The organism is Bacillus sp. OTU2372 (genome assembly GCF_038440275.1).
In the GTDB taxonomy this organism is placed as follows: domain Bacteria; phylum Bacillota; class Bacilli; order Bacillales; family Cytobacillaceae; genus Neobacillus; species Neobacillus bataviensis_B.
In genome coordinates this window covers 196,974-209,575 of the sequence record NZ_JASATK010000002.1, presented here as the reverse complement: position 1 = coordinate 209,575, position 12,602 = coordinate 196,974, and the positions used below count along the sequence as shown (strand labels likewise).

Below are 12,602 nucleotides of genomic sequence, written 5' to 3'. Positions count from 1 at the left end.
TTATGGGAGATTTTCTAACATGGTTTTTAATAAATGGGAAGATATCTCCCTATCTTATGTAAAAATAAAGCCTCGTTTCTGTTAAAGAATCGAGGCTTTATTACTTTTATGAATTTCTTCGGATCCCAAACTGGGCATTTAGCTGCCCTTGGATCATTTTGCGGCGTATATCATCCTGATTTTGTTTCTTCTGTTCTCGAAGCATTTCCTTTCTAATTTCATGTGTTTGAATTCCGTCCTCAATTTTGTTAGCGATATCCATTAATAATTCGACGTCGGTAAAGGAAAATTTTCGGCTTCCGCCTGCAGATCTTTCGGGGAATATCAGCTTTCTTTCTTCATAATATCGTATTTGCCTTTCGGAAAGTCCGGTTAAGTCTCTGACAATTCCAATGGTAATAACCTTTTTATCTTTGTAAGACATATCTTTTCCCATTTTACTCGCTCACCACACCCCAATGTTAGCTATAGTTAGAATATTTTTAATATTATACGTTACATTTCCTTACATGAAAATGGATATTTGTATATATATGATTTATTTTTTTATTGAAATTAATCTTTTTGGAGTAGAAGGATATTATTTCTTAGAGGGCATTGACTTCTTATAAAGAATCTCCAGTTCACTGATTGTAAGTGATTGAAGCTCGGCGGATGAATAAAGCATATCGGAACCTGCTAACTTTTTAATATAAAATTGCTTTAATCGTTCAAGGCCTCTTCGTAAGTGGGTTGTCAACATCTTTCCCTCCTTTAGATATTAGGCGTTTTGTAATTTTCGTAAAAGTTCGTGTCCTTTAGAGCCCATAGTTTTCATGAGTTCTTCATATAATTCATCACGTAATTTATCTAATTGTAAGATTTGCATCGCTAATTTAATTTCATATCTTTGATTCATGTAAATTCTCCCCTTCGATTAGTTTATAGTTAAAAATTACCTGATTTTTTTGCTCTTGTCAGTGAAGATGTTAGAAAGGTTAACAGGATATTTTCTGGGGTGCCTGAATGTATTGAAAGGAATTCTTACGAATGAAAAGACTGTGTTAAATTTGGCTGTTGATTTCCGCTCCAGGCACTTCGCTTTCCGCGGGCGGTACGGGGAGAGCCTCCTCGGCGCATAAGCGCCTGCGGGGTCTCCCCAGCCCCGTACTCCCGCAGGAGTCTTCGTGCCTTCCGCTCCAAACAACATGCTCATCAATCAACAATAACCCTTTTACACAGCTAATGAAAAAGAACCGGCCAAAGACCGGTTCTCATGACATTAATATTCTCCTTCAAAAGGTGTAAATGGAATACGGAGGCGATTTTCGATTGCTCTAACACGTTGATTGACGCGTTGGAGCCTTCTTTGCAACTGGGCTACATCCCGCTGGAGCTGATTAATTTCTCTTTCTTGACGCTCATTTTGCCTTTCAAGCTGATTAACTCGACGTTCAAGCTGCTGCGGCTGCCGATTTGGGTCATATTGGTCAATGGGAGCATAGTGATTTATCTGATCGATTGGAGCATAGGATTGAATTGGTTCCGTTGGGACGTAGGAAGGGTATTGTTCAACTGGAACATGGGTATGATACTCAACTGGCGTTTGTGGGCCTTGATAATAACCGTAGGGATTCATTTAGGCATCTCTCCTTATGTGATAGTACCCTATAAATTATGTAATCGAATGTAGTGGGAAACGGCGAATGCCTATAAAGGAAATTTGATTCAGAAAAATAGGAATAATTAATTAAATCTATAAAAAACTTATATTTTTCAAAATTTTGGAAGATTTAACTTCGTTAATAATTAGTATATTGCTATTGAAATGTTTTGGGAATTATAGGTAAGTATTTTGGTTTTACTATTCCAAAACGTATGATACTAGTGTATTAAGTGTTAAAGCTTCAATAATAAATAGTTAATTTTAGTTTATTAATGTATTAATATAGTAAGAAAATAAAATATTGAATAAAAACACGAAACAAGTTATAATCACTTATAGTCTTAATATTATTAATTTTGTAAAATTAATATTATATAAAAATAATTAGGAGGTTCAAACATGAAAAAAATTAAGTTAGTTTCAACCCTCATGGTGGTTGGATTACTCCTGCTGCTATCAGCTTGTGGAACAAGTAAAACAGGGAGCAGCGAGAAGAAAACACTTAGAGTTGTAACCGATGCTGCATATGCACCATTTGAATACCAGGAAAAAGGCAAAGTCGTTGGTTTCGATGTAGATTTTGTTAACGCTGTTGCTAAGGAAGCAGGTTTCAATGTAAACATTGAACATGTTGGCTGGGACCCAATCTTTGTAGAGATCGAAAAGAAGACAGCTGATTTCGCTGTATCTGCGATTACCATCACTCCAGAACGTCAACAGAGCTATGACTTTACAGTTCCATATTTCCTATCAAAAAATGAAATCTTAGTGCCAAAGGGAAGTTCAATTAAGAGTGCGAAGGATTTAGAGGGCAAAAAGGTTGCCGTTCAAAATGGAACGACTGGACAGGAAGTAGTTGAAAAATTATTTGGGAAAAATAACCCTAATATTAAGAAGTTTAAAAATAACAATCTAGCCATTCTTGAATTGAAAAATGGCGGAGCTGACGCAGTTGTTGCTGATAACACAGTTATTGAAACATATGTTAAAAATAATCCAAAAGATAATTTCGAATTCATTGAAGACGATACTGCTTTTTCAAAGGAATTTTATGGTCTATTATTACCGAAGGACAGTAAGTTGAAGCCTGAACTTGATAAGGCAGTTAAAACAGTAATTGACAATGGAACATATGCAAAAATCTATAAAAAGTGGTTTGGGGTTGAACCAGATACCCAAACATTAAAGGACCAACAATAATACTCTATTGAAATTGCGTAACTTCTATCTAATAGGCAGTTACGCAATTTTTGGTTAATAAACAAACAGGACAACGAACAATCTAAGCGGGGGGATCATAATGGATTTTAGGTGGGATATCATCGTTGATTATGCACCTTTACTTTTAAAGGGTACATTGTTAACGATTGGTTTTTCAATCGCTAGTATTATATTTGGTACCATACTTGGTTTATTTATTGGATTAGGAAAAATGATGAAAAATAAGCTATATTCTTTGCCGTTTAGATGGTACATTAACTTTTTCCGAGGCACACCATTAATGGTGCAAATTCTATTAATTCATTTTGCTGTTGTACCCGCATTTCTCAGTACCACAAATGCAATTGTAGCAGCCATCCTAGCACTTTCTTTAAACTCGGCTGCATATGTGGCGGAAATCTTCCGCGCCGGAATTCAATCTATTGATAAGGGGCAAATGGAGGCAGCTCGTTCTCTTGGGATGACACATGGACAAGCTATGCGTTATGTTATCTTACCTCAAGCCTTTAAACGAATGATTCCTCCGCTGGGGAATGAATTTATTGTTTTGATAAAGGATTCGTCATTGGCAGCATTAATTGCTGCCCCTGAGTTGATGTACTGGGGACAAGCTATGCAAGGGGAGTATATGCGTCCGTGGGAGCCATATCTTTCATCAGCGGCGATTTATCTAGTGTTAACCTTATCTTTAAACTTCCTATTAGGAAAACTTGAAAGGAGGTTCGCGACAGAATGATTCAGGTGAAAAATTTAAAGAAGTCGTTCGGGACGAATGAGGTCCTCAAAGATATTAATGTTACGGTTAACCCAAAAGAGGTAGTGGTTGTGATTGGTCCTTCCGGTTCAGGAAAGTCGACGTTTCTTCGCTGCATCAACATGCTTGAAACAATTACGGGTGGACAGGTCCTGATTGAGGGCGTTGATATTACCGATAAAAAAACAGATATCAATAAAATTCGGACCGAAGTTGGAATGGTGTTTCAACAATTTAATCTTTTCCCTCATAAGAAGGTTATTGATAATATTATGCTTGCACCGATGAAGGTAAGAAATATACCTGCGGATAAGGCGAGATCTAAAGGGATGGAGCTGCTGCATAAGGTCGGTCTTGAGGATAAAGCAGATGCCTATCCTGATTCTTTATCTGGCGGACAAAAGCAGCGGGTAGCGATTGCCAGGGCGCTGGCGATGGAACCGAAGATAATGCTGTTTGATGAACCAACCTCTGCGCTTGACCCAGAGATGGTTGGCGAGGTATTAGAGGTAATGAAGGATCTTGCCAAAGAGGGTATGACGATGGTGGTCGTTACTCATGAAATGGGCTTTGCGAAAGAAGTAGGGGACCGGGTAATCTTTATGGACGGCGGCTTAGTAGTAGAAGAAAAAGTTCCAACTGAGCTGTTTGATAATCCGCAGGAGGAACGGACGAAGGCATTTTTGAGTAAGGTATTATAGTTTGCTTTATTGGGGGCCTGATTAAGGGCTCCCTATTTATTTGGTCTTGTATCTGGTGGAATGTGCCTGAGAAGCTCCAATTTTGGGTGGAACGGTCAAAATAAAGGATATTTGTGCCACAGAATCCCCGATTTTTGGGTGACCGGTCAAAATAAAAAATAATTTTGCCTATGCTGGTGCTACCTTTTAGTTGAACGTTCATAAAAAATTATTAAGCAAGATAGTAAAAATTTTTAAGCGAAACGATCACAATTCCAAAAAAATAAAAAGATGGCTACTCATCATCTCTTCCATCTCTCAAGCTTATGAATATTTCTAGTAAACATCCCAGCAATGAATTTGGGCATTCCAAATTCAACAATCTTTTCTTTTACTCGTTGTTTCATTTCTTCCACCGTTATATTAGGAAGAGTAAACTCGCCATCCATAAAGCAGTGGCTGCAATATTTAATACTTTTGGTTCCATTTTTCTCCGTTCCGCCGCCTAAATCATCTTTTGCTAAAGGCATCCCACAGCTTTGACAGTTTTTATAAACTCCTATATTAAACACCCCATTTCAATTCTCAAAATCAAACACTTCGGTAATTTTATCCGCTTTAATCCGGTTTTGGCATAGTTTGAAAAGTTGTCTGATGAAATCCTCCACTTCAACTGAAGAGGATGGCAATTTAATATGAACGGTTGTCGACCCAAACATTTGCTTAAAATATGCCTTTCTTTGGTCGTTTTTCCCGTCTCGTTTAAAAGGTTTATAGGACCAAACCAGATGGGACCCTTCCTCAAGTTCTTGTATTTGCCTTATTTCAGCACAGGTAGTGGATTTATCATGTGCATAAATAACTAAATAATAGTTGTCATTACGATGCCAATCTATAAATAAAAGATAATAGCCGCTGTCAATTTCTGGTCGAATCACTTCATATGCGGCCAATATTTGCTTGCCATTTGTCCATTGATGAAACTTTGGCAGCATCCCGTCTTCAGTTTCTAGCTTTTTAATCTCAAATGTTATGGGATTAGCTCGTTCAATTTGTCCGATTAAAAAATTAGCTTGACCCTTTTCCAAATAAATATCCCCTTTAAGTATTTGTTACCATTATACGTTGAAAATCGTAAAAAAAGGAAGCTAGTCTATTTCTATTTTTAACTAAAGAAAAAGGTGCTATACTTTGTTTATTGATAATTCTGGAAAAGTGAGTAAAACAGGATGAATTTTTTAAAGAAGACCTATCCGTACAATCCGGGTTAGCGGAAGAGGAGCCAACCCAATCACGTTTGTCTTCAAAATGAAATACAACTGACATCATTTTAAAAAATTCCTTTGTTAGAATCGATATAATTGGGACTTAAAATCCATACATACGTCGAATAGTATATGGAATAAATATGACTCTTTTCCATATGAATGACATAGAGTGTTTGCAATTGGAGGGAAAGAAATGACGTTAGAAGACCAGCTAAAACAAAAGACGTATTATAAAATGTTCATCAATGAGCATGAAGACATTCACCCGATCCGCGTTCTTGGCGAAGCGTTTCAGGAGGAGGCAACAAAGGATCTCCCAAACCTATCATCAATACGCTTTGCCCAAGGGGAAGTGTATTTTCACCATAAAGACTATGAAGCGGCTATTTTCAAATGGGAAAACATTACCGAAGAACTTGAGCCATGGGCAAAGAAAAATACAGCAGATGCCTATTATGAATTAGGTTTGCTGTCGACTGCAGAGGATATTTACACTACTATCTCATCAGATAATGCTACATTAAACACTGAAGTCGCATTACAGCTATTTTCTCTGTATATCGAACGCGGCAAGAACGACGCAGCGGTTGCAACAATAAAAAGGACAATTGCGTCTAATCCGGAGTACCCGAACGTTACCGAAATCGCCAGGGCATTTTTTGAAGGACAGCAGGACTGGAATAATGCTGTTGATTTGGCTGTATCCGAAGCCATGCGCTCGGAGGATTTAAATTGGATTAACGTATTAAACACCTATGTAGACAAAGGTGTCACAAAGGGCCATGCGCCAAGCTATTTTACCCCTGCCTTAATTCGCTTGTTTCAACTTGATAAGAAAAAATTTGAACAACTCGTATCTTCACTATGGAAAAGCTACGAACACGAAGAATCTTATTTTACTTGGATCAGAGAAATCAACCAGCTATTATTACAACTTGACCTAGAAAGAGAAGATAATTGGCATGAGCTGTCAAGTCTTCATAAAAATTCTTATTTCAACTTGATTGAAGGCAGATATTTTATAAAAATGCTGCAAGAATTTATCCCAGACATGTTGACCAATTGGCTTCGCTTAGCGGATGAAAGAAATGTCGTGTTATCATCAGCTGCTGTGCTTTCTTGGAACGAATTGTTTCCTACTACTATCAGTTTATCCATTGTTTCCGAGGCGGAAAAGCTGATTAGTATAACAGAGACGGACATTGATGAACTTGAGGAAAGCCTGTCATTATTTGACGCCATTATTGATTGGGCGGCAGCACATGATATGGGTGAGAATAACCGGTTTAAATGGCTTGTCGATCAATTAGTGGATTTTGATAGACAGCACTTGCTTATTACAGGGTTAACGGGGAGTGGTAAATCCACTTTTATTAATACTGTCCTTGGAGATGACCTTCAGGACAGCCCAACTTCTTCTATTGTCATGTTTAAAGACGGGAAAGAAGAGGAAATAACTGAAATAACGGATCGAGAGATTTCTAGATTAGATGGATTTGCGGAATTTCAGGAGCGGATGGACCGCCGACGTAATGCTTTAGAATCGATTATTGAATTTAGAAGTCCAAACGGATTTTTGCAGGAAAATAAATTGGCTTTTATAGATACACCAGGTTTAAAGGGAAACCACAATGACCGCTATGAAGTATTGAAAAACCTGCAAGTCGCCGACGCTGTCTTGTTTGTGCTTGATGGTAACGCTCCGTTTAGAGACAAAGAAAGAGGAATATTGGTGCAGATTCAGGAATTAGCACCTGATATTCCGGTTCATTTTCTGCTTAGCAAAATGGATACGATTGTGGGTGAGCAGGAAGCGGTTAGAATATATCAAGAAACCGAGTCCTTGATTCATTCCATATTGCCGGATGCAAACGTGTTTGCCTTTTCATCGCAATATGAGAGAGGTCAGCAGTTAAAGGATATAAAAGAGTTTATTCGGTCGATAAAAACTACTAGAAACCTAGAGGATAGACGACTAGCTAAGCTGTTGTATTTCATCCGAACCATTATTGCAAGCTTATTGCAAAAACGGATTGATGTGGAAGATCAACTGGTAGAATCTATCCGCTGGAATGAAGAAATGTACACGAAGTTAAATGGGGCCGTAAATCAGCTAAAAGATACAGAAGTACAAAAAACAAGAGCGATTACGAAATCCTACCGGACAATCAGGGAAACGATTCAACAAGATATCGCCAAGACAGTTCCCGCTATGTTAAAAGAATGCTCTGCGCTTATTAAAGAGGACAGCAACTTTAGTAATATTCATCTGGAATTGAACGACGAAATGAATCGCAGATTACAAGAATACTTGGAACAAACGGTTATGCCTAAATTCTACTCTTCCTTACAGGATTGGATTTCCTATAGCAAAGAGGAGTTTGACCAGGCACAGGAATTTTTAAATGAGATGGGGGACGGCTTTAACCAGATGTACGGGGAGGAGCACCTCGCGCTTGTTTGTGATTTCAAGGTGCTAGATGATTGGCTCCGCGATACGGATCGTATGACAAGCCGGTTCCAGCTTGAAAACGTCAATATCCTCCTCCGCCGAACGCCGTCGCAATTTTTACTGAAGAGTGCCGGGAAATTATTCGGGGCAATTTCGCAAAACAAAGCAATGCTTTATAACAAGTACAAAGCATTCGTGGAAAATGAGGACTATGCTGAAACAATTGACGAAGTTAGTAAGCAATTTTTTCAACCGTTTGAGCTGTTTGAAAAATCACTAGCGCGGGATGTAACTTTATTTTTCAAGAGTTCGTTAAGGAATTTAGAAACAGCTGTTGAAGAAGCTAAGTTAGGAATTGAGTCAAACCAGGACCTGCTTAACAAAATGAATACTAATCCAGAAATGTTCCGTGATCCGTTAACACTTTTCGGTGTAAGACTCCGACAATTCGAATGGATGACTGTGGCTGGAAAAGGAATACAAACTGTATATTAATCAGGAAGATGCCCAAGGGGCATCTTCTTTTTTTGGTTCGGCGTGCATTGCGATAAACTAGACGGTGAAAGTTCGTTATGGGGGTATAGCGACCTGGTTGCCAATAGAACTTATTGACGACAGTAAATCTAAACATTCATAACAAAAAACATTCCGGTCGATAAGACCGGAATGTTTTTTGTTATGAATGTTATTTTTTCTCAGATAACCACTTGACAATTTTCTCTGAATCTTCGTTAGAGAGTAAATTACTCGGCATCAGCCTCTGCCGTCCTTAACAATCTTGAGGATATTTATTAGCTTTTCTAACAGAAAACAGGTTGGTTAAAAAGAGCCCTTTTTTTAATATCCTTTTCTAAAATTCACTAGATTAATGCTTGGTATCTGTCCATTTAGATAGGTCCTTAAATTGGGAATAAGGATGTTTTCGATGACGCGTTTATTATAGTGCTCGGTTGCCCCGGAGGTATGGGGGGTAATAATGACGTTGTCCATTTCCCATAGGGGACTTTCGGAACTTAGCGGTTCTGCTTCAAAAACATCCAGACCTGCACCAGCAATCGTGCCTTCTTGTAAAGCGGCAATCAATTCCTCTTCAACCACGATTTCACCACGGCCAATATTGATAAAGAAGGCAGACGGTTTCATGTGCTTAAATTGCTGTACTCCAAATAAGTGATGGGTTTCTGGTGTATGCGGCAGGGTGACGACCACATAATCACATTTTGACAGCACCTGATCTAATTGATTTGGTGTATACATTTCATCAACATAGTCAGATGGTTTCCCTGAGTGCCTGACACCAAGTACCGTCATTTCAAATGCTTTAGCAATTTTAGCTGTTTCTTTTCCAATTTCACCAACGCCAATTACTCCAATCGTTTTTTCATGGATTTCGAGGCTTAAGTGAGCATGGTCCCATGTTTTCGTTTGTTGATTTTTTACATAGGTATGAATTTTTCTTGTTAATCCAAGCATTAGGGCAAAAATTGTTTCAGAGATCGGATAAGCATGTACACCATTGGCACTTGTTACTCTAATATTTTTTGATTGCAGTCTCTCAAGGGGCAAAGAATCGACGCCGGCACTCCAGGTTTGCAGCCACTTCAGGTTTGACTCAGGGGCAAGGCAATAATCGGCTAATTCTTTTCTCCAGCCGGCAATGATTTCTGCATCCTGCGCATGTTCCTTCCAAACCGCTGGTTCTTTGCTAACGATTACATCCCAATCAGGGACGATGTCTTTAATTTTTTCTATGTATTCCTGTTTTAAGTTTTGTGTAATGACTATTTTCCGGTTGCTCATTTAACTCCCACCTTTATGTTGATATAGACTAATCATATCGTATATATAATTAAATATTAATAGTTTCTTTGAACTGGGTGGTGTACAAATTTAGATACTTTTGTTTGTCCGCAGTCCAAATTGTTACGGCGGAATTTTTGTTCATGAGGACAAGAATAGCTTGTATCAACAGGTATTTGTCCGCATGAAAAATTCATGAGGACAGGAATAGCTGGTGGCAACAGTTTTTTGTCCGTATGAAGGCTCCATGAGGACAAGAATAGCCTGTGGTAACAGTTTTTTGTCCGCATGAAAGCGCCATGAGGACAGGAATAGCCTGTGGTTACAGCTTTTTGTCTGCAAGAACAATCAAAAAAAGTGTACCGTATCGCACTCCCACGTAGCCGTGGAAAATGGCAGGTGAATGAACAAAACGAGCGCGGCGTTATTATCAACATGCTAAATGGTGAAACCATCAGGCTCGTTGGAGCAATCAGGATGCAGTCTAAGTAATATGATGGAAGGGACGACGAACAGTCATCCCTTTTTAGTTATGAATTCCATTTCTTTCGTGTCATAATGGAGGTAAATCGTTTACAAGAAAAGGAGAGGAACTAATGATAAAACAGTTTTGGATTAACCTCCCGGTAAAGGACATAAATCAATCAAAAGAATTTTATAGTAAACTTGGATTTTCAGTACACACTCGAGCTGACCAAATCGACCAAGCGCAACTAGTGATTGGCAATACCGATACTTCGATTATGCTTTTTCTAGAGTCAACCTTCAAACATTTTATCAGGCATGAAATTGCTGATACGAAGCTGGCTTCTGAAGTATTGCTTTCTTTTGATGCGGATAGTCGAGAAGAAGTAGAAAGAATAGCCGAATTAGCGGTAAATGCGGGAGGTACATTATATGGTGAACCTTCTGAGATACAGGGCTGGATGTATGGATGCGGCTTTACGGATCTCGACGGTCATCGGTGGAATGTCCTGTATATGGATATGGAAAGGATGCCGAAAAATTAAACTTATAAAATTGGAGGGATTCCCCATTAGGAGAATCCCTTACTTAAAAAAAATCATCCTCCAAAGAACAAATCAAGAATGTTCGAAGCGGTCGATGTTTTTTTATTATAAAACTCTGAATATCCGCAGTTCTTACAAAAAACAACTGTGAATGTGTTGTGCTGAAGGTCAAACATTTTGGATAGTCCTGTTCCTGTCATTGCTACATCTTTCGTGCCAGTATCCCTGCTTCCGCATTTAATACATCCTTTTTCACTCATTGCAATCAACTCCAAATTAAGATATCTCAAAATATTTACGATTGAAGTAAGAAAAAGTTGCTAACCAAATGTAAAAATATTCTAAATCATCCTGCTTTTTTGGTAGAATAGGGATATGTGGGTAAAGCCATGATTCAATTTCAGGATATGGTTTGGGAGTTTTTTACCAATAATTGTAGAATTGTTCTTTGTTTTTGTTGAAATATTGTTTTTTTCGTAGAATTACCCTTTACTTTTGTAGAAAAAAGCTTAGATTTGTAGAATAACCGTAGGAATTTGTAGACTCCATCTCAAAATCATCTTAATCTAAAAATCACACCAAAAAAGTAAGCGTTTACAAATCCTGAGAGGGAGGTTACTAGAATGAAACATCCATATTAAACGAAGATCATGAAATTTTTCGCCAGTCATTAAGAAAGTTTTTAGAAAAAGAAGCATATCCCTTCTATGAACAGTGGGAAGAAAATCGTATGATTCCTCGGTCGTTCTGGAAAAAGATGGGGAAGCAAGGCTTTCTGTGTCCAGATATCGACGAAAAGTATGGCGGCAGCGAAGTCGACTGGGGATTTGCCGTAGTCATCAATGAGGAGCTTGAACGAGTAGGATCAGGCTTAGTTGGCATCGGGCTCCATAATGATATTGTCATTCCTTATATCACCTCTTACGGAACGAACGAACAAAAGCAGCGCTGGCTGCCGAAGTGTGTAACAGGCGATATTATTACAGCAATCGCTATGACCGAACCCGGAACTGGCTCAGATTTAGCCAACATAAAAACTACAGCCAAACTGGACGGTGACTATTATATCGTCAATGGTCAAAAGACCTTTATCACGAACGGAATCCAATCTGATTTGATTGTTGTTGCGGTTAAAACAGACACCCAAGCAGTTCCCAAACATAAAGGCGTGAGTCTCCTTGTGATTGAGCGTGATACGCAGGGGTTTTCTCGAGGGAGAAAACTGAACAAAGTCGGTCTGCATTCACAGGATACAGCTGAATTAATTTTTGAAGACTGCCGCGTCCCAAAGAATAACCTGCTCGGAGAGGAGGGCAAAGGCTTTCTCTATTTAATGGAAAAACTTCAACAGGAACGCCTTCTTGTCGCGATTGGGGCGCAAACGGCCTCAGAAGTTATGCTCAAGACGACGATTGACTATGTAAAAAGCAGGGAAGCTTTTGGAAAACCAGTTAGCCAGTTTCAAAATACCCAGTTTAAGATTGTCGAAATGGCAACAGAAATTGAAATGGGCAGAGCCTTTTTAGATCAGTTAATCGCAGAACACATTGAAAGGAAGAATGTGGTAACGAAGGTGTCGATGGCCAAATGGAAACTGACGGATATAGCTAAACGGGTCGCTTCCGAATGCATGCAGCTGCATGGAGGTTATGGCTATATGGAAGAATACGAGATTGCGAGGCGATTCCGCGATATCCAGGTTTCAAGTATTTACGCAGGGACAAACGAGATCATGAAAACAATTATTGCTAAAAATCTAGGATTATAGGGGG

14 protein-coding genes are annotated in these 12,602 nt (G+C 38.7%); 6 read left to right on the top strand and 8 right to left on the bottom strand.

Translation table 11 applies throughout. From position 1 onward, the window contains the following. Positions 1-106 precede the first annotated feature (106 nt). From AAHB15_RS05965 to AAHB15_RS05950, 4 genes are all read right to left on the bottom strand, one after another. Positions 107-436 (bottom strand): MerR family transcriptional regulator, encoded by a 330-nt coding sequence (locus AAHB15_RS05965; RefSeq protein ID WP_098527351.1) that lies wholly within the window; start codon positions 434-436, stop codon positions 107-109. Positions 437-580: 144 nt separating this feature from the next. Next, a complete protein-coding gene (locus AAHB15_RS05960; protein WP_176541030.1) occupies positions 581-742 on the bottom strand; it encodes a hypothetical protein in 162 nt (53 codons plus the stop codon). Between the two features lie 18 nt (positions 743-760). Beyond that, positions 761-898, bottom strand: a complete 138-nt coding sequence (locus tag AAHB15_RS05955; protein WP_176541029.1) for a hypothetical protein — start codon at positions 896-898, stop codon at positions 761-763. Between the two features lie 363 nt (positions 899-1,261). Next, positions 1,262-1,618, bottom strand: coding sequence for a hypothetical protein (locus AAHB15_RS05950; RefSeq protein ID WP_342041986.1), 357 nt, complete (start codon positions 1,616-1,618; stop codon positions 1,262-1,264). Between the two features lie 426 nt (positions 1,619-2,044). On the opposite strand from AAHB15_RS05950, the gene AAHB15_RS05945 reads away from it, so the two are divergent. From AAHB15_RS05945 to AAHB15_RS05935, 3 genes are all read left to right on the top strand, one after another. Next, entirely contained in the window at positions 2,045-2,845 is an 801-nt protein-coding gene (locus AAHB15_RS05945) for a basic amino acid ABC transporter substrate-binding protein (protein ID WP_342041985.1), read from the top strand. 100 nt (positions 2,846-2,945) lie between these two features. After that, positions 2,946-3,602, top strand: a complete 657-nt coding sequence (locus AAHB15_RS05940; RefSeq protein ID WP_144563291.1) for an amino acid ABC transporter permease — start codon at positions 2,946-2,948, stop codon at positions 3,600-3,602. Beyond that, positions 3,599-4,321 carry an amino acid ABC transporter ATP-binding protein gene (locus AAHB15_RS05935; protein ID WP_342041984.1) on the top strand — a complete coding sequence of 241 codons (723 nt, stop codon included), beginning with the start codon at positions 3,599-3,601 and terminating at the stop codon, positions 4,319-4,321. The genes AAHB15_RS05940 and AAHB15_RS05935 overlap by 4 nt, the downstream gene beginning before the upstream one ends. A gap of 281 nt (positions 4,322-4,602) precedes the next feature. On the opposite strand, the gene AAHB15_RS05930 is transcribed toward AAHB15_RS05935, so the two are convergent. Next, complete coding sequence (locus AAHB15_RS05930; protein WP_335574765.1) at positions 4,603-4,872, bottom strand: zinc ribbon domain-containing protein; 270 nt, start codon at positions 4,870-4,872, stop codon at positions 4,603-4,605. 6 nt (positions 4,873-4,878) lie between these two features. Further along, the gene (locus AAHB15_RS05925) at positions 4,879-5,388 is read right to left on the bottom strand and encodes a hypothetical protein (protein ID WP_342041983.1); all 510 of its coding nucleotides are present in this window, start codon (positions 5,386-5,388) and stop codon (positions 4,879-4,881) included. Positions 5,389-5,761: 373 nt separating this feature from the next. On the opposite strand from AAHB15_RS05925, the gene AAHB15_RS05920 reads away from it, so the two are divergent. After that, positions 5,762-8,515 (top strand): dynamin family protein, encoded by a 2,754-nt coding sequence (locus AAHB15_RS05920; protein WP_342041982.1) that lies wholly within the window; start codon positions 5,762-5,764, stop codon positions 8,513-8,515. A 342-nt stretch (positions 8,516-8,857) separates the two neighbouring features. On the opposite strand, the gene AAHB15_RS05915 is transcribed toward AAHB15_RS05920, so the two are convergent. Next, positions 8,858-9,820, bottom strand: a complete 963-nt coding sequence (locus AAHB15_RS05915; protein WP_342041981.1) for a D-2-hydroxyacid dehydrogenase — start codon at positions 9,818-9,820, stop codon at positions 8,858-8,860. A gap of 596 nt (positions 9,821-10,416) precedes the next feature. Between AAHB15_RS05915 and AAHB15_RS05910 the strand changes: the two genes are divergently transcribed. Beyond that, a complete protein-coding gene (locus AAHB15_RS05910) occupies positions 10,417-10,830 on the top strand; it encodes a VOC family protein (protein ID WP_342041980.1) in 414 nt (137 codons plus the stop codon). 53 nt (positions 10,831-10,883) lie between these two features. Here the strand turns inward: AAHB15_RS05910 and AAHB15_RS05905 are convergent, their stop codons facing one another. Further along, positions 10,884-11,090: a zinc ribbon domain-containing protein gene (locus tag AAHB15_RS05905; RefSeq protein ID WP_098527340.1), complete on the bottom strand. Its 207-nt coding sequence runs from the start codon at positions 11,088-11,090 to the stop codon at positions 10,884-10,886. 374 nt (positions 11,091-11,464) lie between these two features. Here AAHB15_RS05905 and AAHB15_RS05900 point away from each other — a divergent pair, with 374 nt between their 5' ends. Further along, positions 11,465-12,598 (top strand): acyl-CoA dehydrogenase family protein, encoded by a 1,134-nt coding sequence (locus AAHB15_RS05900; RefSeq protein ID WP_342042129.1) that lies wholly within the window; start codon positions 11,465-11,467, stop codon positions 12,596-12,598. Positions 12,599-12,602 lie beyond the last annotated feature (4 nt).

Bases quoted from the DNA above. Each gene is read 5' to 3' on its own strand.
- AAHB15_RS05965 (WP_098527351.1), bottom strand. From the start codon at position 436: ATGGGAAAAGATATGTCTTACAAAGATAAAAAGGTTATTACCATTGGA.
- AAHB15_RS05960 (WP_176541030.1), bottom strand. From the start codon at position 742: ATGTTGACAACCCACTTACGAAGAGGCCTTGAACGATTAAAGCAATTT.
- AAHB15_RS05955 (WP_176541029.1), bottom strand. From the start codon at position 898: ATGAATCAAAGATATGAAATTAAATTAGCGATGCAAATCTTACAATTA.
- AAHB15_RS05950 (WP_342041986.1), bottom strand. From the start codon at position 1,618: ATGAATCCCTACGGTTATTATCAAGGCCCACAAACGCCAGTTGAGTAT.
- AAHB15_RS05945 (WP_342041985.1), top strand. From the start codon at position 2,045: ATGAAAAAAATTAAGTTAGTTTCAACCCTCATGGTGGTTGGATTACTC.
- AAHB15_RS05940 (WP_144563291.1), top strand. From the start codon at position 2,946: ATGGATTTTAGGTGGGATATCATCGTTGATTATGCACCTTTACTTTTA.
- AAHB15_RS05935 (WP_342041984.1), top strand. From the start codon at position 3,599: ATGATTCAGGTGAAAAATTTAAAGAAGTCGTTCGGGACGAATGAGGTC.
- AAHB15_RS05920 (WP_342041982.1), top strand. From the start codon at position 5,762: ATGACGTTAGAAGACCAGCTAAAACAAAAGACGTATTATAAAATGTTC.
- AAHB15_RS05915 (WP_342041981.1), bottom strand. From the start codon at position 9,820: ATGAGCAACCGGAAAATAGTCATTACACAAAACTTAAAACAGGAATAC.
- AAHB15_RS05910 (WP_342041980.1), top strand. From the start codon at position 10,417: ATGATAAAACAGTTTTGGATTAACCTCCCGGTAAAGGACATAAATCAA.
- AAHB15_RS05905 (WP_098527340.1), bottom strand. From the start codon at position 11,090: ATGAGTGAAAAAGGATGTATTAAATGCGGAAGCAGGGATACTGGCACG.